We start from the raw sequence: 23,003 nt of genomic DNA on the forward strand, positions 1-23,003 counted from the left end.
CCCTTAACCTGGAATTTGGCAGAATAACAGCAGGGTGCAAGGCAAGGGGAGGGTTGGGGAGGGGTTGCTGCACCCGGCCAAAAGTGATACCCCCACCCAGCCTCCCCCTGGGGTAGACCCGCCGCTATGCCTGTTATGCCGCAGCCAAGGGGGAGGGGCTGTTTGGTGCCGAGCTGCTCCCTCCCCTTAACCTGGAATTTGGCAGAATAACAGCAGGGTGCAAGGCAAGGGGAGGGTTGGGGAGGGGTTGCTGCACCCGGTCAAAAGTGACACCCCCACCCAGCCTCCCCCTGGGGTAGGCCCGCTGTTATGCCTGTTATGCCGCTGCCAAGGGGGAGGGGCGGCTCGGCGCTCCTCGGCAGAATAACCGCGGGGGTGTAAGTAAGGGGAGGGGTTGTTGTGTGTCTATTGGTCGAATGAATTCGACCCTACGAAAATGAGTTCGCCCCCACGAATAGGCAGGAACGTGGCAACAAAAAAGCCGTAGGCAGTGTTGCTTACGGCTTTTTGTCTTTTCTGTCAGCTTCCGGCTTTACAGCGGTTTTGTCGCGGCTTTCATGTCTTTCACGAAGGCGGTCAGGGCGTCCAGCATGGCCTGGGGGTTGCTCAGGTTCTGCTCGATGATCTTGACCACGGCGGAGCCGGAGATGGCACCGGCGGCACCGGCCGCAATGGCGTCGCGCACTTGCTGCGGGGTAGAAATACCAAAACCCAGCAGTGAGGGCGGCGCCTTATATTGCTTGAGGGTGGCAACCAGGGTGTCGACCGGCTTGCCGGCCTTGGTTTCGGTGCCGGTTACCCCGGCGCGGCTCAGCAGGTAGGTGTAGCCGGAGCCCATTTCGGCCACGGCCTTCAGGGTGGCTTCGTCACCGTTGGGCGGGGCGATGAAAATGGTTTCTACACCGGCCTTGTCGGCGGCGGCCTTGAAGGGCTCGGCCATTTCCAGCGGCACGTCGGCCACCAGTACCGAGTCCACTCCGGCCTGGGCGGCACGGCCATAGAAGCTGTCCATGCCCGGTGCATACACCAGGTTGGCGTACACCAGCAGGCCGATGGGCAGCTCGGGGTACTTCTCCCGCACCCGGGTCAGTATGTCGAAACAGACTTGCGAGTTGGTGCCGGCCTCCCGGGCGCGCAGGGTGGCGGCCTGAATGGTGGGGCCATCGGCCACGGGGTCGGAGAAGGGAATGCCCAGCTCCAGGGCATCGGCGCCACCGGCCACCAGGGCGTCAATCACCTGGAGCGAATGCTCGGGCGTGGGGTCGCCCAGGGTCACGAAGGGCACAAAGGCCCCTTCGTTGCCGGCCTTGAGGCGGTCAAACAGGCGGTTGTAGCGGCTCATTTCATTTCTCCTTGCTGTTCCAGAATATCGGCAACGGTAAAGATGTCCTTGTCGCCACGACCGGACAGATTAACCACCAGCACCTGCTCTTTTTCCGGCTCTGCTTCGGCCATCTTCAGGGCGTAGGCCAGGGCGTGAGAAGACTCCAGCGCCGGAATAATACCTTCATTGCGGGCCAGGGCCTGAAAGGCGTTCAGCGCTTCGTCATCGGTTACCGACACATACTGGGCGCGGCCCGAGGTGGCCAGAAACGCGTGCTGAGGGCCTACAGAAGGAAAATCCAGACCGGCGGATACCGAGTAGGACTCTTCTACCTGGCCGTCGGTGTCGTGCATCATCAGCGAGAGCATGCCGAAGAACACGCCCTTGGTGCCTTCGCCCAGGGTAGCGCCGTGCTCGCCGGTTTCAATGCCCTTGCCGGCAGGCTCTACGCCAATCAGTTTGACGTTTTCTTCATCGATAAAGTCGGCAAACATGCCGATGGCGTTGGAGCCGCCGCCCACGCAGGCGATCACCGCGTCGGGCAGGCGCGCTTCGTGCTCCACAATCTGCACCTTGGCTTCTTCGCCAATCATGCGCTGAAATTCGCGCACTATGGTGGGGAAGGGGTGCGGGCCGGCGGCGGTGCCCAGCATGTAGTGGGTGGTGTCGTAGTTGGCGGTCCAGTCGCGCAGCGCCTCGTTGCAGGCGTCCTTGAGGGTGGCGGAGCCGGAGTGTACCGGTATGACCTTGGCACCCATCAGCTCCATGCGGAATACGTTGGGCTTCTGCCGTTCGCAGTCTTTGGCACCCATGTAGACAATGCATTCCATGCCCATCAGGGCACAGGCCAGGGCGGTGGCCACGCCGTGCTGGCCGGCACCGGTTTCGGCGATAATGCGGTTCTTGCCCATGCGCTTGGCCAGCAAAGCCTGGCCCAGTACCTGGTTGGTTTTGTGGGCGCCGCCGTGCAGCAGGTCTTCCCGCTTCAGGTAGATGCGGGTTTTGGTGTTGGCGGCCAGGTTGCGTACCCGGGTCAGCGGGGTGGGGCGACCGGCGTATTCGCTCAGCAGCTCGCGAAATTCGCGCTCAAATTCCGGATCCTGCTGGGCATCCACGAAGGCCTGCTCCAGTTGCAGCAGGGCGGGCATCAGAATTTGCGGCACATACATGCCGCCAAAGTCGCCGAAAAAGGGGTTAAGTAAGCTCATAATGTGGTTATCCTGCGTCCGTAATGTCTGAGTGATGCGAAGGCGGCGTTCAGCTTGGCCGCGTCTTTCTGCCCGGGGGCGCTTTCTACGCCGGAGTTCAAATCCAGGCCAAGGCAGCCCAGGGCGGCGGCGTTGGCCGCGTTGTTCGGGGTCAGGCCGCCGGCCAGCATGGCGTTGGCCTTGTCGATGTCATTCAGCAGCTGCCAGTCAAAGGCCTGGCCGGTGCCGCCGCTCTGGCCGCCGGTTTGGGTGTCGAACAGCAGTCGGTCGGCCTGTTGCGGCAAGGCCGGCAGGCTGTTGGTGACCGGCACCGCCTTCCATACCGCCACGCCGGGCAGCTGTTGCTTCAGCTCACCGATGTAGGCGTCGTCTTCGGCACCATGCAGCTGCACCGCACTCAGGCCCAGCTCGCGGGCGGTGGCGACCACCTCGGTCTGAGGCTGGTTCTGGAACACGCCCACATAGTGGAGCGGGGCGGCGGCCATGACGATTCTGGCTTGTTCCAGGTCCACACAGCGCGGGCTCTTGGCTGCGAAGATCAGGCCGCCGAATACGGCACCGGCCTGGTGAGCCGAGGCGGCGTCCTGCGGGCGGGTCAGGCCGCACACCTTGTTGTCACCCAAAATCAAGCGGCGCACGGCCAGCTCCAGATCGTCCTCGGCCATCAGCGAACTGCCCACCAAAAAGCCGTCGGCGTGGGCCGACAATGCCTTTACCTGGCTGTGCCGATGAATGCCGGATTCGGAGATCACGATGCGATCGTCGGGGATAAGGGCGGAAAGCTGGCGAGTACGGTCGAGATCGATACTCAGATCGCGCAGGTCCCGGTTGTTGATGCCAATGACCCTGGCGTCCAGCGCAAGGGCGCGCTCTACTTCTTCTGCGCTTATTACCTCGGTCAGCACGCCCATGTTCAGCGACCGGGCCACCGCGGCCAGTTCGCGATACTGGTCGTCATCCAGCACCGACAGCATCAGCAGTATGGCGTCGGCCTGATGATGGCGCGCCAGTTTGATCTGGTAGGGATCGATGATGAAGTCTTTGCAGATCACCGGCTGGCTGACCTGATCGCGCACCCGGGTCACGAATTCGAATTTTCCCTGAAAGTACTTTTCGTCGGTCAGCACCGAAATGGCCGAGGCATGGCGGCCGTAAACGGCGGCAATGGCGTCCAGGTCGAAGTGTTCGCGGATCAGCCCCTTTGAAGGAGAGGCTTTCTTGCATTCGAGTATAAAGGCCGGCTTGCCGGCGCTCAGGGCCGCCTCAAAGGGGCGGTCGCTGGGCACCAGTTCGGCTTCAAAACTGCTCAGGGGCTGGGTCTGCTTGCGCTCGGCGACCCAGATTTTCTTGTCGGCAACAATCTTGCCGAGAACGGTACTTAACATTGGCTCAACTCCGCCAGTTTATTGGCTACTTCCATGGCTTTGCCCGACTTTAACACAGCCAATACCTGGGCTACCGCTTCTTTCAGGGTCTCGGCCTGGCCGCTCATCACCAGTAACGGCGCCACGTTCATGGCAATCACGCCTTGCTGGGCCGGGGTGCCACCGCCTTGCAGCAGGCTTAAGGTAATGGCTTTGTTTTCACTGGGCTCGCCGCCGGCAATGGCGCCGATGTCATAACGCTCCAGGCCCAGCTCTTCGGGGGTGATGCTGTATTCGCTGATCACGCCGTGGTTGATTTCCGCCACCGTGGTGGGGCCGTGAATGGCAATTTCATCCAGACCGCTGCCATGCACCACCATGCCGCGTTTGAGGCCCATGGCCACCAGGGTGTCGGCAATGGGCCGTACCAGTTGCTCGGAATACACGCCCAGCAACATAAAGTCGGGGCGGGCCGGGTTAACCAGCGGGCCCAGCACGTTGAAGATGGTGCGGGTTTTCAGGGCCTGGCGTACCGGCATGGCATTACGCATGCCGCCATGGTAGTTGGGCGCAAACAAAAAGCAGGCGTTCACTTCGTCCAGGCAGCGGCGGGCGCGATCCGGGCTCATGTTCAGGTCGATACCCAGCTGTTCCAGCAGGTCGGAAGAGCCGGATTTACTGGATACACCGCGGTTACCGTGCTTGGCGACCTTGATGCCGCAGGCGGCGGCCACCAGGGCCGAGGTGGTGGACACATTGATGGTGTTCATGCCATCGCCACCGGTGCCGACGATGTCGCAGAAGGCATATTCGGGCCGGGGGAAGGGCGAGGCGGCTTCCAGCAGGGCCTGAGCGGCACCGGCAATTTCATCCGGCGTTTCGCCTTTCATCTTCAGCACGGTCAGCAAAGAGGCCATGGTCATTTGATCCATGTCGCCCTTGATCAGCTCACCAAACAAGGCCTGTGCCTGGCTGCGGCTGATGTGCTCGCCACGATACAGCTGGTCCATGGCCTTGGTTTCCGGTGCGCTTAAAAAGTCCAGACCTTGTGCCAGCAATTGTGCACCCTCCGTGGTCATGATGGATTCGGGATGAAACTGAAAACCCAGTACGCGCTTGGCGGTATCCTGCACCGCCATGGTCATGCCCTGATAGTCGGCAATTACCGGCAGGGTACTGGGGATTTTGGTGCCCACCAGCGAGTGATAACGGGCCACCGGCAGCGGGTTGGACAGGTTGGCAAACACCCCCTGGCCGTTATGGCTGATAAGCGAGGTCTTGCCGTGCCTGATTTCGCCGGCGCTTTCTACCGTGCCGCCGTAGTGCTCCACCAGGGCCTGATGGCCCAGGCAAATACCCAGGATGGGGAAGCGACCGATGCAGGCGCGGATCAAGGCCGGCATGTTACCGGCTTCGCTGGGAATGCCGGGGCCCGGCGAGAGCACCAGAATGGGGCGCTGGCCTTGCTGCTCACCTTGCTCCATGGCGGCGACCAGTTGCGTTACCGGCACCGTGTTGCGATACACCTTGACGGTGGCGCCCAGGGTACGGAACTGGTCCACCAGGTTGTAGGTGAAGGAGTCGTAGTTATCGAGCAGGAAAATGGTATTAACTGAAGTGTTAGTCATGGCTCACCTCCGCCAGTGTGGTGCCGTGGGCCAGGGCGATGGCATTGAGTACCGCCGCGGCCTTGTTGCGGGTTTCGTCGGCTTCCGACTGGGGGTGCGAGTCATACACTACACCGGCGCCGGCCTGCACGTGGGCCACGCCATCGTTAACAAAGGCGGAGCGAATGACGATGCAGGTGTCCATGTCGCCCAGGCCGTTGATGTAGCCCACGGCGCCGCCGTAGCTGCCCCGGCGCTGCTGTTCTACCTGGCGGATCAGTTCGCTGGCGCTGATTTTGGGGGCGCCGGTCAGGGTGCCCATGTTCATGCAGGCCTGATAGCCGTGCAGGGCGTCCAGATCGTGACGCAGGGTGCCGACCACGCGCGAGACCAGATGCATCACGTGGCTGTAGCGGTCTACGCTCAGCAGGTCTTTCACGTAGCGGCTGCCGGGCTCGCTGATGCGGGCGATGTCGTTGCGGGCCAGATCCACCAGCATCATGTGTTCGGCGGTTTCCTTGGCGTCCTGGCGCAGGTCCAGCTCGATGCGACCGTCCAGATCCAGGTTGATGCTGCCGTCCGGGTTGAAGCCGCGCTTGCGGGTACCGGCAATGGGGTACATTTCAACCACGCGGCTGTGGTGGTCAAACTTGACCGAGCTTTCCGGGCTGGCGCCGAACAGGGTGAAGTCCTGATCGTTCACATAGAACAGATAGGGGCTGGGGTTGGTCTGCTTGAGCTTGCGATAGGCGGCCAGCGGATGCGGGCAGGGCAGGCTGAAGCTGCGCGACGGCACCACCTGAAAAATATCGCCCGCCAGAATGTGCTCTTTCAGGTTGACCACGTCGGCCCTGAATTCGGCATCGCTCTTGCTGGCCTGTATCTTGCCTTCGAGTCGTTCGCCGGCCTGGGGCTCGGGGTGAACCTGACCACAGGCGCCGGCCAGTTGATCCAGCCGGGCCTGCAAGCGGGGCTGCTCGGCCGGGTCGAACACGCTGGCAGACAGGCGACCGGTTTCCTGCTTGTGATCCAGGGTGATCAGGGTTTCGGCCAGATAGAAGCAGAAGTCGGGGCAGTTGTTGATGCCCTCGGAAACCACCGGCAATTGTTCGAAAGAAGCAATCAGGTCGTAAGAGAAGGTGCCGGCCATAAACAGGTGCTGCTGGCCCTGGCTGGCGGTAAAGCGAGTCAGAATAAGGCGCAGGGTGTGCAGCACGGACGGGGCCTTGAGGCGGCTGTCTTCGTCCAGGTTGTCATCGGCCCGGGGCAGGGTCACCAGCAGCTGGTGCCCGGTACGCTCGCCGCCCAGCGCCTGTTCAACCAGGTCAAGAGCGGGCAGGCCGTTGGCGTTGAGCGCGGTCAGGGTCACCTGATGGTGGCGGCATACCAAACGCACACAGGCGTCCAGCATCAGCAGGCTCTGGGTGCCGGCCTTGGTGTCGATTTCGGCGGACTCCAGCAGCATGCTGTTGTCGCCCGGTTGGGTTAGGGCTGCGAATAACGCGAGCGGATCGTCGGTATAGGGTGCATCTTGCAATAACACGTGGAGCTGACCATGCGCCATCTTGTTTTCCTTTTTTAGTTAGTCGCGGTCATCAGGTATTTGCCTGATCACCTGGCTGGCAATGTCGTCATCGGTAATGGACACGAATGCCGTTGGTAGCGGCGTAAAACCCGGCCCGGCTTGCCATCGCCAAAAAACTCTTCTGCTCGGTTTCATCGCATCACCTTTTGCTGGATAATAAAAAAAGCCCGCAAGGTTGCGGGCTTTTATGTTCGCTGAGACTTCAAGACGAATACAGCAAATCACACCACCCGAGATTAGGGAGTGTGCCACCACCAGATAATGCGTAGAGTGGAATTTTGCTGAAACATCGCGCTCTTCTCGTTAATCAGAAACTGGATACAGTTAAACGATAATCGGGGGTGCAAGTCAACCCTGAACACAGGATTTTTTATGCGAATCGATCTGCACAGTCATTCCACCGCCTCCGATGGCCAGCTGACGCCGACCGAGTTGATGGCCCGGGCCGCCGAAAAAGAGGTGGATGTGCTGGCGCTGACCGACCACGACACCCTGGCCGGGCTGGAAGAAGCGGCCCAGGCGGCCGAGGCCCATGGGGTTCGCCTGATCAACGGGGTGGAGATCTCCTGTCTGTGGCAGGCGCTGGAAGTACACGTGGTGGGGCTGAATATCGAGCGGCACCATGAAGGGCTGAATGCGCTTTTGGCCGAGCAGCAGGAGCGGCGCGAACAGCGTGCCCGGCTGATGGCCGAGCGGCTGGAAAAAGCGCGTTTTCCCGGTGCCTATGAAGGCGCCCGGGCGCTGGCCGGTGATGCGCCCATTACCCGTACTCACATGGCCAAATGGCTGCTGAGCCAGGGGGCGGCGGACTCGATTCCCAAGATCTTCAAGAAATATCTGAGCCGGGGCAATACCGGCTATGCGCCGCCCAACTGGTGCTCGCTTGACGAGGCGATTGGCGCCATTCAGCAGGCCGGTGGGGTGGCGGTGCTGGCGCACCCCACCCGCTACGAGTTATCCAACAAGTGGGTCAGGAAAATGTTGGCGGCCTTTGCCGAGGCGGGTGGCGATGCGATGGAGGTTTCCATGGCACAGCAGAGCCCGCAAGAACGTGCTACGTTGGGGCAATGGAGCAAGGATCATCGGCTGGAAGCCTCGGTGGGCTCCGACTTTCACTACCCCAGCCAGTGGCGCGAGCTGGGCCGGCAGCTGTGGCTGCCGAAGGAAGCCACGCCCGTATGGACACGCTTTCTGTAAATTTTACCTATTGGGTAAATCATTGGTTCGGATCGTCATCCTGACGAACGTCAGGATCTTTCTTCAGAAAGATACCGGGTCAAGCCCGGTATGACAGGACTTCAAATGTGGCGTCATTTTAAGTGATTGCGTTTGGAGCCTGTCTTTATGTAATTGAAATCATTCCGGGAGGAATTATGAGTCAATATTTTGAACTGCACCCCGACAATCCACAGGCGCGTCTGATCAATCAGGCGGTGGCCATTGTGCGTCAGGGCGGGGTGCTGGTGTATCCCACCGATTCCGGTTATGCCATCGGCTGCCTGGTGGGCGACAAGAGCGCCATGGAGCGTATCTGTCGTATCCGTAAAATCGAAAAGGATCACAACTTTACCCTGGTGTGTCGGGATCTCTCCGAGCTGTCTTTCTACGCCCGGGTCGACAATGGCGCCTTTCGGCTGATGAAAAACAACACCCCCGGCGCCTATACCTTTATTCTGCAGGCCACCAAGGAAGTGCCCAAGCGGCTGCAAAACCCCAAGCGCAAGACCATAGGCCTGCGGGTGCCCGATAACGCCATCAGCCTGGCGCTGCTGGAGGCATTGGGCGAACCCCTGATGTCCTGCAGCCTGATCCTGCCCGGCGAAACCGAGGCGGAATACGATCCGCACCTGACTCGTGAAAAGCTGGAAAAACTGGTCGATCTCATCATCGACGGTGGCGTGCTGGACCCCAGACCCACTACCGTGGTTGAACTGTATGATAATACCCCTGTTATTGCCCGCGAAGGTGCTGGCGATATCCGTCCCTTTGAATAAGTGAATGACATGACTGAAAAACTGCAAAAAGTGCTGGCCCGAGCAGGCAAGGGCTCACGCCGCGAAATTGAAACGCTGATAAGCCAGGGACGGGTCAGCGTGGACGGCAATGTGGCTCATCTGGGCGACAGAGTCACCGGCAAGGAGCAAATACGGGTTGACGGCCACATGGTGGAAACCCAGCCCGAAGGCGACATCATCTGCCGCGTACTGGCCTACCACAAGCCGGAAGGCGAGGTCAGCACCCGCAAGGATCCGGAAGGTCGCCCCACGGTATTCGACCGTTTGCCCAAGCTGCAGGGCTCGCGCTGGGTGGCGGTAGGCCGACTGGACGTGAATACCTCCGGTTTGCTGCTGTTCACCACCGATGGTGAGCTGGCCAACCGCCTGATGCACCCGCGTCATGAAATCGACCGGGAATACGCGGTGCGGGTATTCGGTGAAGTGAACGAAGCCATGCTGCAACGGCTGCGCAAGGGCGTGATGCTGGAAGACGGCATGGCCAAATTCGACACCATCAAGTACAACGGTGGCGAAGGCATGAACCACTGGTTCCACGTTACCCTGAAAGAAGGCCGCAACCGGGAAGTACGTCGCCTGTGGGAATCGCAGGAGATGCAGGTCAGCCGGTTGATCCGGGTGCGTTACGGCAAGATTGAACTGCCCCGCAACCTGCCGCGTGGCGGCTGGTCCGAAATGCCGCTGGATCAGGTGAACTACCTGCGCAATGAAGTCGGCCTGACCAACGAAGAGCAGAGCAAGGTCGACGTACACGCCACCGAGCGTTACAAGCAGGTGGCACAAATCCGCAAGGCGGTACGCAAGCATAACTCCCGGGTGAAAGGCGAGGGCGCAGGCGCCGGAGCGGCGGCCAAAAAACCGGCCCCGGCCCGCGCGCGCAGCACCGGCCAGCGTCAGAAGCGCAAGACCCGGCTGTAACATCTCGTGAGGGGGGAGGGGTAAAGCCCGTGAGGAGTGAGGGGTAAAGCGTGAGGAGATAAAAACGGTGCCGGGGGTAAACCCCGGCGCCGTTTTTTTGGTTTAGCTCCCTCCCCTTTGAATCGAGTGGTCAGAATGACAGCGGGGTGCAACGCAAGGGGAGGGTTGGGGAGGGGTTACGGCACCCGGTCAAAAGTGGCACCCCCTCCCAGCCTCCCCCTGGCGAGAAGCCGCCGTGATGCCTGTATTTTCGCAGTTAGGGGGGAGGGGCCGTTCGGCGCCGTTTGCGGGTTTGCGCCGCATGAAGGGGCGCCGACCATGTTCCGCCTCACGCCTCACGCCTCACGCCTCACGCCTCACGCCTCACGCCTCACGCCTCACCTTCACACCACTTCGGTCGCAAACTCCTTGCGCGAGAAGGTAACCCGCTCTTCCGGGGGCAGGGTGAACTTCTTGCCCAGCTTTTCGATTTTGTGCAGGCGCGGCACCAGGCCGGCGCCGTTGGCGGTTTGAATGGCCAGGCCGGGGCGGGCGTTCAGCTCCAGCAGCATGGGGCCTTTCTGCTTGTCCAGCACCATGTCGGTGCCGATATAGCCCAGGCCGGACATTTCGTAGCAGGACGACGACAGGCTCAGCAGCTGTTCCCAGTAGGGGACTTTCAGCTCCAGCAAATCGCGACCCGTGTCCGGGTGATAGCGGATCGGCAGGTTGAACTGTACCGCCCGAATGGCGCGGCCGGTGTTGATGTCCAGCCCTACGCCCACCGCGCCCTGGTGCAGGTTGGCCTTGCCGTCCGAGGCCTCGGTCGACAGCCGCATCATCGCCATCACCGGAAAGCCCTTGAACACAATCACCCGAGTGTCGGGCACGCCTTCGTAAGAGAAGCCGTCGAACACGTCATCGAAGTTGATCAAGGCTTCAATCAGCGCCACGTCCGGCTTGCCGCCGAGCGAGAACAGTCCGGCCAGAATGTTGGATACGTGTCGTTCCAGGTCATCGATGGTTTCGGTCTTGCCGCTGGGCTTGACGAAGTTTTTCCGGTCGTGATTGACGATCACCGTTATGCCCTTGCCGCCGGAGCCCTTGGCCGGCTTGATACAAAAGCCCGGCCAGTCCTTGATCATGTCCCACAGGCGGCTGACCTGATGCTGAAACTCGATCACCCCAACCAGATCGGGCACGGTCACGCCCGCATTTAGCGCAATTTTCTTGGTCTGCAGCTTGTCGTCCACCAGCGGGTAGAGCCGGCGCGGATTATAGCGGCTGATATAGGAAATATTGCGCCGGTTCATGCCCATGATGCCCATCTTGTCGAGGGCAAAGGGCGAGGCGTATTGTGCAAGCCAGCGCTTAATCATTTTTTCTGCCCGTCAACTTTTTGTTCATCAAGTTTCTGTTCATCAACCAGGGGCTTGAACCGCTTGAGTTCGGTCAGGCGATAACCGGTGTAGTTACCCAGCAGCAGTACCACGGCCATCACGATCAGCTGCAGGCCGAGGAAGTTGAAGGTGAGGTGACGAACCAGCTCGCTGTTCATCGCCAGAAACGCCACCACGGCCACCATCAGCGAACCGCCGCCCTGCTTGACCACTTCCTTGGGGCCTTCCTCTTCCCACAGAATCGACATCCGCTCTATGGTCCAGGCCAGGATGATCATCGGGAAAAAGGTGATCTTCATGCCCTCGGTCAGGCCCAGCTGATAGGCGACGATGCTGAAGAAGCCGATCATGCCGATAACCATGATGATCACCGCCGATATTCGCGCCACCAGCAGCAGGTTGAGGTGCGACAGGTAGGATCGCAATACCAGACCGGTACCCACGATAATCAGAAAACCCACCAGGCCGGTAAGCAGGCTGGTCTGAATAAAGGCCATGGCAATCAGCACCGGCATGAAGGTGCCCGAGGTCTTGATGCCGACGATAATGCGCAGAAACACCACCACCAGCACCCCGATGGGGATCAGCAGTATGCCCTTGAACAGGGCCTGCTCTTCCAGCGGCAGGTTGTAGAGCGAGACGTTAATCCAGTGCGGCTGATCGAATTTATTCGCCAGCGCCACGTTTACCGGTTGCTCTTGCTCCAGCATGGTAAAGGTGACCCGGGAATTGCTGCCGCCCACCAGATCCAGCACGGGGGCGGAGTGATATTCCCACAGCAGCAACTGCTCCTGCCGACCCTGATCACCGGTAACCGGGTTGAAAATTTCGTACTGCCCGTCCTGTTCACCGCTGTACACCTGCACTATGTTGATCAGCGGCTGACGACGACGGCCATCTTCCAGCTGCAGTCCCTTGAGCAGCCGCGCCGGTACATTGGCGCGGTGCAACAGTTCCACCAGCAGCGGGCCCGGGGCCTTGTACTGAGCCAGCAATTCGGCGTTCTGGCCGCGGTTGTTCAGCTCTTTCAGCAGCTCCCGGGTCAGGGTAATGCCATCGGCAGAGCGTTCTTCGGCCAGTGACAGCACCTGATCCATGGCGGTGGCATAGGGCTCGGCCACGTCGGCCTGCATCATGGTCGGGATCTGGGTCGATAGCGGGCCCCTGGCGAAGGGATCCAGCATCATGTCGACCTTGTAATACAGCTCCTGCGGGCCCGAGGCGTTGCGAATCGACCATTCGGCGCGGCTGGTGCCGTTGGCTTCAATAAACGAGAGGCCATAGCCCGGAGAGGCGGCGGATTCGTTCATCAGGGTAAAGCCGGGCTGACTGCCGGGAATGGCCAGCGAGGCCTTTACCGGTTTGCCGTTGGCTTCAAATTCCACCTTGGCTTCGATGGACCAGATCTGGCGCTTTTCGCCCGGCAGCCAGGGCACCTCGTACACGAAGTAACGGTGCAGCATCAGGGCCAGGCCAACCAGAAACAGGGCGGCCACAATCAGATAAAACGGCTTGCGTGAGTACATGACGTTTACTCGCTGGCTGGAGTCGGACGCTTGGGCTTGCCCTGCACGTTCTGGCGGGCAATATCGACCACAGCGATGTCTTTCAGGAATTCACGGCCCAGCAGCACCGGATAGGTCATCTGGCTACGGTCGGTGAGGGTAAATTCGGTTTTTTCGGACAAGCGGCCCAGACGCATGGTCAGTGCCACCACCGGGCGACGCTCTACGCTGTCGGCCGACGCCTGGCGAATGCGCACATAACGAACCAGCGGCGTTTCGACCGACAGTTTTTCATCCACGCCCTCGTGGGCCAGGTTGAAGCTGACCCAGGGCTTGCCATCCCGCTCGAACACAGTGATGTCCTGTGCGCTGAGCGAAGAGGTGGTGGCACCGGTGTCGATACGGGCGGGGAAGCTGTCGTTGACCGCATCCAGCCAGACGGTTTCGGTTTCGCCGACGACCAGTTTGCCGTCCCGGGTTTCATTTTCCGGGTAGTCGGCCGTTTCTGCCGGCTGCGCTATGGGCTGTGCGGCGGGAGCGGGGGCGGGGATCTGCTTTTTCAAATTTCGAATATCCTGTTGCAAGGCTTTCATGAAGGCGTGATGGTTGCTGTTGAGCTGCGCATTTTGCCGGACCATGGTGTCGGTCAGCCGGGATTCCAGGCTTGAAAGGGTAGCATCGAGCCTGGCCTCGGTAACAGGCTGCGGCTCGGGCTGCGCGTCCATCGGTGACGTCTGACTGACACAGGCGGTCAGTAACAGCGGTAATACCAGTGATGTCGCGACCTTATTCATAGCTTCCCTCTTGTTTTTGGTATTGCGGGTCTATCGGCTTGTTGGCGATGATAATCGTCCGTTTGGGTGCCGGATAGCCCTCGATGGTTTTAGTGGGGTCTTCCGGATCCAGAAAGTCCGCCAGTGATTCGTTGCGCATCCAGTCGGTGCGTCTTTGTTCCTGCAGTGTGGTCGCACTCTCGTCCACCACCCGTATGTTTTCGAACCCGCATTTGTTCAACCAGCCGACCAGCGCGGCGGAGCTGGGAATAAACCAGACGTTGCGCATCTTGCCGTAACGTTCGCCCGGTACCAGTACCTGATGCTCGTCACCGTTGATGACCAGGGTTTCCAGTACCAGCTCGCCGCCGCCGCGTAACTGCGCCTTGAGCTGCAGCAGATGATCGATGGGCGAGCGACGATGATAGAGCACGCCCATGGAGAAGACGGTATCGAACGCCCGCAATTCGGGCAGCTCTTCTATTCCCAAGGGTAATACCTGGATCCCGTTATAACCATTGGCGAAGTGTTTTATCGCCTCAAACTGGCATAAAAACAGCTGTGAAGGATCGATACCTACTGCCATTTTGGCGCCGGCACCCATCATGCGCCACAGGTGGTAGCCGCTGCCGCAACCCACATCCAGCACATAGCGGTGTTTCAGCGGGCTGATGTGCGGCACCAGGCGATCCCACTTCCAGTCGGAACGCCATTCGGTGTCGATGCTGATACCGTGCACTTCAAACGGCCCCTTGCGCCAGGGATGAAACTGGCCGAGCAGGCTTTCGATTTTTTTGGTCTCGCCGGAGCTTATCTCGCCGGGGCGACCGATGCTGACGCTGTTGGTCAGCTCGATGCGCTCGGTGCCGATCTTCGGCAGCTTGTGCAGCGCCCGAACCCAGCGTGCCAGATCACCGTGCAAATGGGTTTTCTGCCAGTCGTGCAACTGACCGGGCAGGCAGTGCAACCAGTGGCTGAGGCGGTTTTTGGCTATCTGCTGATAGAAGTCGCTGAAGTCGATCATTTGATGGCCACCATGGATCCGAAGTTGAAGCACTGAAACCACAGATCCACATGCTGGAAGCCGACCCGTTTCAGTCGTGTCTTGTGCAGCTCGGGGGTATCCGGGCGCATCACATTTTCCAGCGCGGTGCGTTTCTGGCTGATTTCCAGTTCGCTGTAACCGTTGGCTCGCTTGAAGTCGTGATGCAGATCGATCAGCAGTTCGTTGACGGTGTCGTCGGCACTGACGAACTTTTCGCTCAATATCAGCACGCCACCCGGTTTCAGCCCTCGGTAAATCTTGTTTAGCAGGGCTTCGCGCTTGTCGGGGTCGATAAACTGCAGGGTGAAGTTCAGCACCACCACGGAGGCGTTGTCGATCTCGATATCGCAGAGATCCGCTTCGGTCAGGGTGACCGGCACCTCCGACTTGAACGCAGCCAGATGACTGGCGGCCCGTTCCAGCATGGCGGCGGAGTTGTCCACGGCGATAATGCGACAACCCGGTTGCGTCAGGTTGCGGCGCATTTCCTGGGTGGCGGCACCAAGCGAACAGCCCAGATCATAGAGCCGACTGTCGGGCTGGGCGAAGCGGGTGGTCATCATGCCGATGGCGGAGATGATATTGGAATAACCGGGCACGGATCGTTTGATCATGTCCGGAAACACCTCGGCGACATTCTGATCGAAACAGAAGTCACCGAGCTGGGCGATGGGGGCGGCGAAGATGTGATCTTTTGATTGCATGGCTTTACTAATAACGACCCTGGCTTACGGCAGCAGGTGGCTGCAGACAATGGGCGCCATTGTAAAATAAGCACCGGGTCTTGTCTTGCAGGCGGCAAGGGGCGACGAAAATATATTTTGGCTGGAAGAGCGGTGAGGAGTGAGGGGTGAGGAGTAAGGGCTATAGCTCCCTCCCCTTGAAACCGTTCCCGTAGAATAACGGCAGAGTGCAACGCAAGGGGAGGGCTGGGGAGGGGTTACTGCACCCGGTCAAAAGTGACACCCCCTCCCAGCCTCCCCCTGGCGATAATCCGCCGTTATGCCTGTATTCTCGCAGTCAGGGGGAGGGGCAAACACAGGCCCGGCGCCGATCTGCTCCCTCCCCTTTGTCTCGGCTTGTTGGAATGACTGCGGGGTGCAACGCAAGGGGAGGGTTGGGGAGGGGTTACTGCACCCGGTCAAAAGTGACACCCCCTCACTCCTCACCCCTCACGTCTCACAGGTTTAAAATAACGAGCCCTGGGGGCCGGGGGCCAGGCCGGGAAAGTCGGGCAGGGGCTGGCGCAGTGCCTGGGCGATTTCTGCCGCCAGCAGCGGGGCCAGTTGGTTGTCGGCGGTATGCACGAACAGGTACACCGACTTGCCCTCATCCAGCCAGGCGTTGATGCGCGGTACCCAGGGCTGCCAGAAGGGTTTGTTCACCTCCGGATCGGGATGGCCGATAAAGCGAATCACCGGCGTCGGCCCGGTGCTGATGATATGCACCGGGACCCTTGGTTTTTTCTGTTGGGCATCGGCCAGCGCCGGTGTGGTGGGCGGGCAGGAAAACACCGGGCGGGAGTCCATGATGATGCGGTTGGCGGCCCGCTCCAGCAGTAGCCGGTTGAGTTGGCGTTCGGCCTCGCCCTTGGCGAAAAAGGCGGGGTGGCGTACCTCTACCCCGTATTGAAACCGATCCGGCAGGGCGGCCAGCAGTTGCTCGAGGCCGTCCAGCTGTTCGGGGCCGCAGGCGGCGGGCAGTTGCAGCATCAGCATGCCCAGCTTGTGCTGCAACGGGGCCAGCTGTTCGATAAAGTCCAGAGCGGTCCTGATGTTGTCGGCCAGCCGGCCCTGATGACTGACGGCGGCGGGAAACTTGAAGGTGAAGCGAAAGTCGTCCGGGGTCTGGCTGGCCCAGCGCTGCAGGCTGTTGGCGTCGGGCACGCCATAGAAGCTGGTGTTGCCTTCCACCGAGTTGAATACGCGGCCGTAGTCGAGCAGATGCTCGGTGGTTTTGAGCTCCCGTCCCAGCAGCTGCCCGGGCCAGGCGGGATGGGACCACTGGCTGAGGCCCAGATATAACGACATAAGCATCCTGAACAGATAAGGTGAGGGGTGAGGAGTAAAGCGTAAGGAGAACAAGAAACAGATGGCAGTCTCTGCGAACGGCACCTGTTTTACCCCTTACCCCTCACGTATCACCCCTCACAATATTTACCAAAAACATCCGATTTTACCGCCCTTCGGGTTTTCCATTATACTAGCGCGCTATTTACTGACAAATTCCTGTCATTCGGCCGCCGGCCGCGTGGCAACATCATCAAAGGAAGACTCCATGCGCACTCATTATTGCGGGCAGGTTGACGCCGCCCTGGTTGGCCAGAGCGTAACCCTAAGTGGCTGGGTACATCGTCGTCGTGATCTGGGCGGTCTGATCTTCATCGACATGCGCGATCGGGAAGGCATAGTGCAGGTGTTCTTCGATCCGGACAAGGCCGAAGCCTATGACAAGGCGTCTGCACTGCGTGCCGAGTTCTGTATCCAGATGACCGGTGTAGTACGTGCCCGTCCCGAGTCTCAGGTAAACAAGGACATGGCCACCGGTGCGGTGGAAATCTTTGCCCACGAGCTGACCATCATCAACAAGGCCGATCCGCTGCCGCTCGACTTCAACCAGAATAACTCGGAAGAGCAGCGTCTCAAGTATCGCTATCTGGATCTGCGTCGTCCCGAGCAGGCTCGTTACCTGAAAACCCGTGCCAAGGTTACCAGCCGGGTGCGTCGTTTCATGGACGATCAGGGTTTCATGGACATCGAAACTCCGATGCTGACCAAGGCCACGCCGGAAGGCGCGCGCGATTATCTGGTGCCGAGCCGGGTACACAAGGGTTATTTCTACGCGCTGCCCCAGTCACCCCAGCTGTTCAAGCAGCTGCTGATGATGAGCGGCTTCGACCGTTACTACCAAATCGTCAAATGCTTCCGCGACGAAGATCTGCGTGCCGACCGTCAGCCCGAATTTACCCAGATCGATGTGGAAACCTCCTTCATGAGCGCCGAACAGGTGCGGGAAGTGATGGAACAACTGGTACAGGATCTGTGGCAGGACGTGGCGGGCGTGGATCTGGGTACCTTCCCGGTGATGAGCTACGCCGATGCCATGCGCCGTTACGGCTCCGACAAGCCGGATCTGCGTATTGCCATGGAGCTGGTCGACATTGCCGATCTGGTGAAGAACGTCGACTTTCAGGTGTTTGCCGGCCCGGCCAACGACGCCAAAGGCCGCGTGGCCGCGCTCCGAGTACCCGGTGGTGCCGCCCTGTCTCGCAAGCAAATCGATGAATACGGCAAGTTCGTCGGCATTTACGGTGCCAAGGGCCTGGCCTGGCTGAAGGTGAACGACGCAACCAAGGGGCTGGAGGGCGTGCAGTCGCCGGTGGCCAAGTTCCTGAGCGAAGACATCGTCATCGAGCTGCTGGCCCGTACCGGTGCCCAGGACGGCGATGCCATCTTCTTCGGTGCTTCTTCCGCCAAGGTAGTCTGCGATGCCATGGGCGCCCTGCGTCTGAAGCTGGGCAAGGATCTGGATCTGATCGAAAACAGCTGGAAGCCGCTGTGGGTGGTCGACTTCCCGATGTTCGAGGAAGAAGACAATCGCCTGTACGCCATGCACCACCCCTTTACCGCCGCCAAGGACATCAGTGCCGAGGCGCTGGAAGCCGACCCGACCGCGGCCGTGGCCAACGCCTACGACATGGTGATCAACGGTTACGAAGTGGGCGGTGGCTCGGTGCGTATCCACAACAACGAGATGCAGCAAACCGTGTTCCGTCTTCTCGGCATCAACGCCGAGGAGCAGCAGGAGAAGTTCGGCTTCCTGCTCGACGCGCTGAAGTACGGTACGCCGCCGCACGCCGGTCTGGCCTTTGGTCTGGATCGTCTGGTGATGCTGCTGACCGGCACCGACAATATTCGCGACGTTATTGCCTTCCCCAAAACCACTACCGCTTCCTGTCTGCTGACCGATGCGCCCAGCCTGGCCAACCCGGATTCACTGACGGAGCTGGCCATTCGCACCGAGCTGCCGGCAGCCAAGGCAGGCCAATCCACAGCTCAATCCGCAGATAAGGCAGACAGCTAAGCCATGGCGCACAAGCACCCGGAATCGGTGCTGATCCTCATTCATACCGAGGATCAGGTACTGTTGCTACAACGCCAGGACAATCCGGATTTCTGGCAGTCGGTCACCGGCAGCCTGGAAGTGGGCGAAACCCGCTTTCAGGCGGCAGAGCGCGAACTGGAAGAAGAAACCGGCCTGCGGCTGAATAACGGCCTGCAACTGGTGGAAACCGGGCACCGGGTGCGCTTTGAAATCTACCCCCGTTGGCGGCATCGTTACCGCCCGGGGGTGACCCATAACTGGGAATACGAATTTTACTTGCGTCTGCCGAGTCCACAGGAAGTATGCCTGACCGAGCATCTTTCCCAATGCTGGCTGCCGCTGGCCGAGGCCAGGGATAAGGCCAGCTCCTGGACCAACAGGCTGGCCATCGACCGGCTGATACAGCGCAAGAATCAAGACAAGCACTTATGCATAAATTCAGGCAAGAATTTATGCAGGAACCAGGGAGACGAGACTGATGGCAGGTCATAGTAAATGGGCCAATATCAAGCACCGCAAGGCGGCACAGGATGCCAAACGCGGTAAAATCTTCACCAAACTGATCCGCGAACTGACCACCGCCGCGCGCGAAGGCGGCTCGGATCCGACGGCCAACCCGAGGTTGCGCGCGGCCATCGACAAGGCGCTGTCCAACAACATGACCCGCGACACCGTGGATCGGGCGGTGAAGCGTGGCGCCGGCGAGCTGGACGGTCAGGTGCTGGAAACCATTATTTACGAAGGCTACGGCCCGGGCGGCACCGCCGTGATGGTGGAATGCATGACCGACAACCGTAACCGCACCGTATCCGATGTGCGTCATGCCTTTTCCAAGAATGGCGGCAACCTGGGCACCGATGGCTCCGTGGCCTATCTGTTCGAGAAAAAGGGCGTGATCAGCTATGCGGGCGTCGACGAAGAGACGGTGATGGAAGCGGCACTCGAAGCCGGTGCCGACGATGTGGTGGTGAACGGCGATGGCTCCATCGACGTGTATACCCAGTGGGACGAATTCGGCAGCGTCAAGGACGCACTCGATGCCGATGGTCTGGAGGCCGAAAACGCCGAAGTGACCATGATCCCCTCGACCAGTGCCGAACTGGACGAAGAGACGGCACCCAGATTCATGCGCCTTATCGATATGCTGGAAGATGCCGACGACGTGCAGGAGGTCTACCACAACGGCGAGATCTCCGACGAACTGGCCGAAAAGCTGTAAGCCGGCCTGGATATATTCGTCTCTCCGGGCTTGCCCCGGAGTCCATGGCAGCTTGCAGCGTTGTTTGCTGAATGGATTCCGGCCTGCGCCGGAATGACGGCCTGTAGGCCCGGCTTTAGCCGGGCAAGGGTGCACCATGTGGCATGGTTTGCCCGAATAAATTCGGGCCTACAGATATTCATCATTCCGGCGAAGGCCGGAGTCCATGCTTCAGGCGGCATAACCTTTATATTTTAACCAATTATTTTCAGCCGGCTCGATCAGCTTATAGCTGACAGCTTACGGCTTACAGCTGTTGAGAGCTGGTTTTTTATGTCCATTATTCTAGGTATCGATCCCGGCTCGCGCATTACCGGCTACGGTGTAGTGCGCCAAAGCGGCAATAAAATGGAGTACCTGGGCTCGGGCTGCATTCGCATGACCGACGATGAGCTGGCGCCACGGCTGAAGAAAATCTACGACGGTGTCAGCGAGATCATCCTGCAGTTTCGGCCCGACCTGTTCGCCATCGAGCAGGTGTTCATGGCCCGCAACCCGGACTCGGCGCTTAAATTGGGTCAGGCCCGGGGCGCGGCGATTGTGGCCGCCGCCAATGGCGGCTTGGAGGTGGCGGAGTATTCCGCCCGCCAGATCAAGCAGGCGGTAGTGGGGCAGGGCGGCGCCGACAAGTCCCAGGTGCAGCACATGGTGGTGAAGCTGCTGAGCCTGCCCGGCACGCCCCAGGCCGACGCGGCCGATGCCCTGGCGGTCGCCCTGTGCCACGGCCACACCCGTCAGAGCCTGGTCAGCATGGCCGGCCAGGTTCGAGGGACGGTGCGCGGAAGGCTACGTTAAATTGTGAGGGGATAAGCGTGAAGGGTGAGGGGTAAAACAAGAGTCGCCTGTCGGTTCGCGCCGCATAAATGTGAGCCTACGGAGACAACTTTTTCGTAGGGTCGAATTTATTCGACCAAAGGTGCTGCTATATGGCCGCATTGGTCAATTAAAATCGCCTCACGCCTCACGCCTCACGCCTCACGCCTCACCGAAAATCTGTTCGACTGGATATCCATCCAGTTATTCATTATTCTTGGCGCAACTCAGATTGGTTAGCGGGGATCCCCAGTGATAGGTCGGTTGAAAGGTATTATCAGCGAAAAACAGGCACCGGACATTCTGCTGGATGTCGGTGGGGTCGGTTATGAAGTGACGCTGCCGATGAGCTGTTTTTACGAGTTGCCCAATATCGGCGAGGCGGCGACCCTGCTGATCCATTTTGTGGTGCGTGAAGATGCTCAGCTGTTGTTCGGCTTTAATACCAAAACCGAGCGTGCCTTGTTTCGCGAGCTGATCAAGACCAACGGCGTGGGCCCCAAGCTGGCGCTGGCCATTCTTTCGGGCATGACCGCCGATCAGTTCATCTATAACGTCGAGCAGGGCGAAATCGGCGCCCTGGTCAAGTTGCCGGGCGTGGGCAAGAAAACCGCCGAGCGGCTGATCGTGGAAATGCGCGACCGGCTCAAGGGCTTTGGCGGTTATGACCTGTTCAACCCGGCCCCCGAAGGCATGGGCTCTGTCGCCTCGGTGGCCGACGGTGCGCGTGACGAGGCCATTGCCGCCCTGCAGGCGCTGGGTTACAAGGCCAATCAGGCCGAGCAAATCGTCAAGAAAATTGCCAAGCCGGGGCTGGATGCGGAACAGCTGATCCGTGAAGCCCTGCGCAGCATGGTGTAAGGCATGATTGAAGCGGACCGTTTTATCAATCCCGCGCCCCAGCGGGAAGAAGAAGTCATCGACCGGGCCATACGGCCCAAGGCCTTGTCCGATTATCGCGGTCAGGATCATGTGCGCAGCCAGATGGAAATTTTCATCGAGGCGGCCCGCCGCCGGGAAGAAGCGCTCGATCACCTGCTGATCTTCGGTCCGCCGGGGCTGGGCAAGACCACGCTGGCTAACATCGTCGCCAATGAAATGGGTGTCAGCATCAAGACCACCTCGGGCCCGGTGCTGGAAAAGGCCGGCGATCTGGCGGCCATGCTCACCAATCTTGAGCCGGGAGATGTGCTCTTTATCGATGAAATTCATCGTCTGAGCCCGGTGGTGGAAGAAATTCTCTATCCGGCGATGGAAGACTATCAGCTCGATATCATGATCGGTGAAGGGCCGGCGGCCCGCTCCATCAAGCTGGAGCTGCCGCCCTTTACCCTGGTCGGTGCCACCACCCGTGCCGGCTCGCTGACCTCGCCACTGCGTGACCGCTTTGGCATAGTGCAGCGGCTGGAGTTCTATCAGGTGGGGGATCTGGCCCACATCATCAGCCGCAGCGCCGACAAGCTGGGCCTGACCATCAACGATGACGGCGCCTTTGAAATGGCGCGCCGAGCCCGGGGCACGCCGCGTATTGCCAACCGCCTGCTGCGCCGGGTGCGCGACTTCGCCGAGGTGAAGGGCAGCGGTGATATCGATGCCTCCATTGCCGCCCAGGCGCTGGACATGCTGGATGTCGACAAGCAGGGCTTCGACTACATGGACCGCAAGCTGTTGACCGCCGTACTCGACAAGTTCATGGGTGGCCCGGTGGGGCTGGATAATCTGGCGGCGGCCATCGGCGAAGAAAAGGAAACCATCGAGGACGTGATAGAGCCCTACCTTATTCAGCAGGGCTTTCTGCAGCGCACCCCCCGTGGCCGCATCGCCACCCCCAGAGCCTACCTGCATTTCGGCTTCGATTTGCCGGAATGAAAAAATGTGAGGGGTGAAGGGAGAAGGGTGAGGGGTGAGGTGCCGTTCGGCGCTGATGGCAAACTCGGCGCCGATCTGCTCCCTCCCCTTGACTCGGAATTGGCAGAATAATGGCGGGGTGCAACGCAAGGGGAGGGTTGGGGAGGGGTTGCCGCACCGGGCCATGATGCTACTAACACCCCCTCCCAACCTCCCCCTGGCGAGAAGCCGCCGTTATGCCTGCATCTCCGCTGCCA

At 60.1% G+C, this 23,003-nt stretch carries 20 protein-coding genes, 1 pseudogene and 1 other annotated feature; of the genes and pseudogenes, 9 read left to right on the forward strand and 12 right to left on the reverse strand.

The window, feature by feature from the left end:
* Nucleotides 1-532 precede the first annotated feature (532 nt).
* The 6 genes and pseudogenes from trpA to Q0753_RS15905 form a co-directional block, all read right to left on the reverse strand.
* The gene (gene trpA, locus Q0753_RS15880) at nt 533-1,342 is read right to left on the reverse strand and encodes a tryptophan synthase subunit alpha (RefSeq protein WP_298723410.1); all 810 of its coding nucleotides are present in this window, start codon (nt 1,340-1,342) and stop codon (nt 533-535) included.
* Entirely contained in the window at nt 1,339-2,532 is a 1,194-nt protein-coding gene (gene trpB, locus Q0753_RS15885; protein ID WP_298723413.1) for a tryptophan synthase subunit beta, read from the reverse strand. The genes trpA and trpB overlap by 4 nt, the downstream gene beginning before the upstream one ends.
* On the reverse strand, nt 2,529-3,917 hold the full coding sequence (gene trpCF, locus Q0753_RS15890; protein WP_298723417.1) for a bifunctional indole-3-glycerol-phosphate synthase TrpC/phosphoribosylanthranilate isomerase TrpF: 1,389 nt from the start codon (nt 3,915-3,917) through the stop codon (nt 2,529-2,531). The genes trpB and trpCF overlap by 4 nt, the downstream gene beginning before the upstream one ends.
* On the reverse strand, nt 3,911-4,906 hold the full coding sequence (gene trpD, locus Q0753_RS15895; RefSeq protein WP_298723488.1) for an anthranilate phosphoribosyltransferase: 996 nt from the start codon (nt 4,904-4,906) through the stop codon (nt 3,911-3,913). Before trpD ends, trpCF begins: the two co-directional genes overlap by 7 nt.
* Nucleotides 4,907-4,918: 12 nt before the next feature.
* Nucleotides 4,919-5,524, reverse strand: a pseudogene (locus tag Q0753_RS15900) (aminodeoxychorismate/anthranilate synthase component II); the annotation flags it as partial.
* Complete coding sequence (locus Q0753_RS15905) at nt 5,517-7,067, reverse strand: anthranilate synthase component 1 (protein ID WP_298723421.1); 1,551 nt, start codon at nt 7,065-7,067, stop codon at nt 5,517-5,519. The pseudogene Q0753_RS15900 and the gene Q0753_RS15905, both read right to left, overlap by 8 nt.
* A gap of 178 nt (nt 7,068-7,245) precedes the next feature.
* Nucleotides 7,246-7,348 (reverse strand) — a sequence feature (Trp leader region).
* A 112-nt stretch (nt 7,349-7,460) separates the two neighbouring features.
* On the opposite strand from Q0753_RS15905, the gene Q0753_RS15910 reads away from it, so the two are divergent.
* From Q0753_RS15910 to rluB, 3 genes are all read left to right on the forward strand, one after another.
* The gene (locus Q0753_RS15910) at nt 7,461-8,285 is read left to right on the forward strand and encodes a PHP domain-containing protein (protein WP_298723424.1); all 825 of its coding nucleotides are present in this window, start codon (nt 7,461-7,463) and stop codon (nt 8,283-8,285) included.
* 176 nt (nt 8,286-8,461) lie between these two features.
* The gene (locus tag Q0753_RS15915; RefSeq protein ID WP_298723427.1) at nt 8,462-9,082 is read left to right on the forward strand and encodes an L-threonylcarbamoyladenylate synthase; all 621 of its coding nucleotides are present in this window, start codon (nt 8,462-8,464) and stop codon (nt 9,080-9,082) included.
* 9 nt (nt 9,083-9,091) lie between these two features.
* A complete protein-coding gene (gene rluB, locus Q0753_RS15920; RefSeq protein ID WP_298723430.1) occupies nt 9,092-10,021 on the forward strand; it encodes a 23S rRNA pseudouridine(2605) synthase RluB in 930 nt (309 codons plus the stop codon).
* A gap of 383 nt (nt 10,022-10,404) precedes the next feature.
* Here the strand turns inward: rluB and Q0753_RS15925 are convergent, their stop codons facing one another.
* From Q0753_RS15925 to Q0753_RS15950, 6 genes are all read right to left on the reverse strand, one after another.
* The gene (locus Q0753_RS15925; protein WP_298723432.1) at nt 10,405-11,379 is read right to left on the reverse strand and encodes an alpha-L-glutamate ligase-like protein; all 975 of its coding nucleotides are present in this window, start codon (nt 11,377-11,379) and stop codon (nt 10,405-10,407) included.
* Nucleotides 11,376-12,926 carry an inactive transglutaminase family protein gene (locus Q0753_RS15930; protein WP_298723435.1) on the reverse strand — a complete coding sequence of 517 codons (1,551 nt, stop codon included), beginning with the start codon at nt 12,924-12,926 and terminating at the stop codon, nt 11,376-11,378. Before Q0753_RS15930 ends, Q0753_RS15925 begins: the two co-directional genes overlap by 4 nt.
* Before the next feature lie 5 nt (nt 12,927-12,931).
* Complete coding sequence (locus Q0753_RS15935) at nt 12,932-13,699, reverse strand: ATP-dependent zinc protease (protein ID WP_298723438.1); 768 nt, start codon at nt 13,697-13,699, stop codon at nt 12,932-12,934.
* Nucleotides 13,692-14,702 (reverse strand): tRNA 5-methoxyuridine(34)/uridine 5-oxyacetic acid(34) synthase CmoB, encoded by a 1,011-nt coding sequence (gene cmoB / locus Q0753_RS15940; protein ID WP_298723441.1) that lies wholly within the window; start codon nt 14,700-14,702, stop codon nt 13,692-13,694. The genes Q0753_RS15935 and cmoB overlap by 8 nt, the downstream gene beginning before the upstream one ends.
* Nucleotides 14,699-15,427, reverse strand: a complete 729-nt coding sequence (cmoA, locus tag Q0753_RS15945; protein ID WP_298723444.1) for a carboxy-S-adenosyl-L-methionine synthase CmoA — start codon at nt 15,425-15,427, stop codon at nt 14,699-14,701. The genes cmoB and cmoA overlap by 4 nt, the downstream gene beginning before the upstream one ends.
* A 483-nt stretch (nt 15,428-15,910) precedes the next feature.
* Nucleotides 15,911-16,753, reverse strand: coding sequence for a DUF72 domain-containing protein (locus tag Q0753_RS15950; RefSeq protein WP_298723447.1), 843 nt, complete (start codon nt 16,751-16,753; stop codon nt 15,911-15,913).
* A 247-nt stretch (nt 16,754-17,000) separates the two neighbouring features.
* Here Q0753_RS15950 and aspS point away from each other — a divergent pair, with 247 nt between their 5' ends.
* From aspS to ruvB, 6 genes are all read left to right on the forward strand, one after another.
* Nucleotides 17,001-18,806 carry an aspartate--tRNA ligase gene (gene aspS, locus Q0753_RS15955; RefSeq protein WP_298723450.1) on the forward strand — a complete coding sequence of 602 codons (1,806 nt, stop codon included), beginning with the start codon at nt 17,001-17,003 and terminating at the stop codon, nt 18,804-18,806.
* A gap of 3 nt (nt 18,807-18,809) precedes the next feature.
* Nucleotides 18,810-19,319: a dihydroneopterin triphosphate diphosphatase gene (gene nudB, locus Q0753_RS15960; RefSeq protein ID WP_298723452.1), complete on the forward strand. Its 510-nt coding sequence runs from the start codon at nt 18,810-18,812 to the stop codon at nt 19,317-19,319.
* Nucleotides 19,306-20,046: a YebC/PmpR family DNA-binding transcriptional regulator gene (locus Q0753_RS15965; RefSeq protein WP_298723455.1), complete on the forward strand. Its 741-nt coding sequence runs from the start codon at nt 19,306-19,308 to the stop codon at nt 20,044-20,046. The genes nudB and Q0753_RS15965 overlap by 14 nt, the downstream gene beginning before the upstream one ends.
* Before the next feature lie 312 nt (nt 20,047-20,358).
* Nucleotides 20,359-20,880, forward strand: coding sequence for a crossover junction endodeoxyribonuclease RuvC (gene ruvC / locus Q0753_RS15970; protein ID WP_298723460.1), 522 nt, complete (start codon nt 20,359-20,361; stop codon nt 20,878-20,880).
* A 270-nt stretch (nt 20,881-21,150) separates the two neighbouring features.
* A complete protein-coding gene (gene ruvA / locus Q0753_RS15975) occupies nt 21,151-21,759 on the forward strand; it encodes a Holliday junction branch migration protein RuvA (RefSeq protein ID WP_298723463.1) in 609 nt (202 codons plus the stop codon).
* A gap of 3 nt (nt 21,760-21,762) precedes the next feature.
* Nucleotides 21,763-22,767, forward strand: a complete 1,005-nt coding sequence (gene ruvB / locus Q0753_RS15980) for a Holliday junction branch migration DNA helicase RuvB (protein ID WP_298723466.1) — start codon at nt 21,763-21,765, stop codon at nt 22,765-22,767.
* Nucleotides 22,768-23,003 lie beyond the last annotated feature (236 nt).

The organism is uncultured Oceanisphaera sp. (genome assembly GCF_947495715.1).
Classification (GTDB): domain Bacteria; phylum Pseudomonadota; class Gammaproteobacteria; order Enterobacterales; family Aeromonadaceae; genus Oceanimonas; species Oceanimonas sediminis.

Coding starts and splice junctions, on each gene's coding strand:
- cmoB (WP_298723441.1), bottom strand. CDS start 14,702: ATGATCGACTTCAGCGACTTCTATCAGCAGATAGCCAAAAACCGCCTC.
- trpCF (WP_298723417.1), bottom strand. CDS start 3,917: ATGTTAAGTACCGTTCTCGGCAAGATTGTTGCCGACAAGAAAATCTGG.
- Q0753_RS15935 (WP_298723438.1), bottom strand. CDS start 13,699: ATGAATAAGGTCGCGACATCACTGGTATTACCGCTGTTACTGACCGCC.
- cmoA (WP_298723444.1), bottom strand. CDS start 15,427: ATGCAATCAAAAGATCACATCTTCGCCGCCCCCATCGCCCAGCTCGGT.
- ruvB (WP_298723466.1), top strand. CDS start 21,763: ATGATTGAAGCGGACCGTTTTATCAATCCCGCGCCCCAGCGGGAAGAA.
- nudB (WP_298723452.1), top strand. CDS start 18,810: ATGGCGCACAAGCACCCGGAATCGGTGCTGATCCTCATTCATACCGAG.
- trpD (WP_298723488.1), bottom strand. CDS start 4,906: ATGGACCAGCTGTATCGTGGCGAGCACATCAGCCGCAGCCAGGCACAG.
- Q0753_RS15915 (WP_298723427.1), top strand. CDS start 8,462: ATGAGTCAATATTTTGAACTGCACCCCGACAATCCACAGGCGCGTCTG.
- trpA (WP_298723410.1), bottom strand. CDS start 1,342: ATGAGCCGCTACAACCGCCTGTTTGACCGCCTCAAGGCCGGCAACGAA.
- ruvC (WP_298723460.1), top strand. CDS start 20,359: ATGTCCATTATTCTAGGTATCGATCCCGGCTCGCGCATTACCGGCTAC.
- Q0753_RS15910 (WP_298723424.1), top strand. CDS start 7,461: ATGCGAATCGATCTGCACAGTCATTCCACCGCCTCCGATGGCCAGCTG.
- Q0753_RS15965 (WP_298723455.1), top strand. CDS start 19,306: ATGGCAGGTCATAGTAAATGGGCCAATATCAAGCACCGCAAGGCGGCA.
- aspS (WP_298723450.1), top strand. CDS start 17,001: ATGCGCACTCATTATTGCGGGCAGGTTGACGCCGCCCTGGTTGGCCAG.
- Q0753_RS15930 (WP_298723435.1), bottom strand. CDS start 12,926: ATGTACTCACGCAAGCCGTTTTATCTGATTGTGGCCGCCCTGTTTCTG.
- rluB (WP_298723430.1), top strand. CDS start 9,092: ATGACTGAAAAACTGCAAAAAGTGCTGGCCCGAGCAGGCAAGGGCTCA.
- Q0753_RS15950 (WP_298723447.1), bottom strand. CDS start 16,753: ATGTCGTTATATCTGGGCCTCAGCCAGTGGTCCCATCCCGCCTGGCCC.
- Q0753_RS15905 (WP_298723421.1), bottom strand. CDS start 7,067: ATGGCGCATGGTCAGCTCCACGTGTTATTGCAAGATGCACCCTATACC.
- Q0753_RS15925 (WP_298723432.1), bottom strand. CDS start 11,379: ATGATTAAGCGCTGGCTTGCACAATACGCCTCGCCCTTTGCCCTCGAC.
- trpB (WP_298723413.1), bottom strand. CDS start 2,532: ATGAGCTTACTTAACCCCTTTTTCGGCGACTTTGGCGGCATGTATGTG.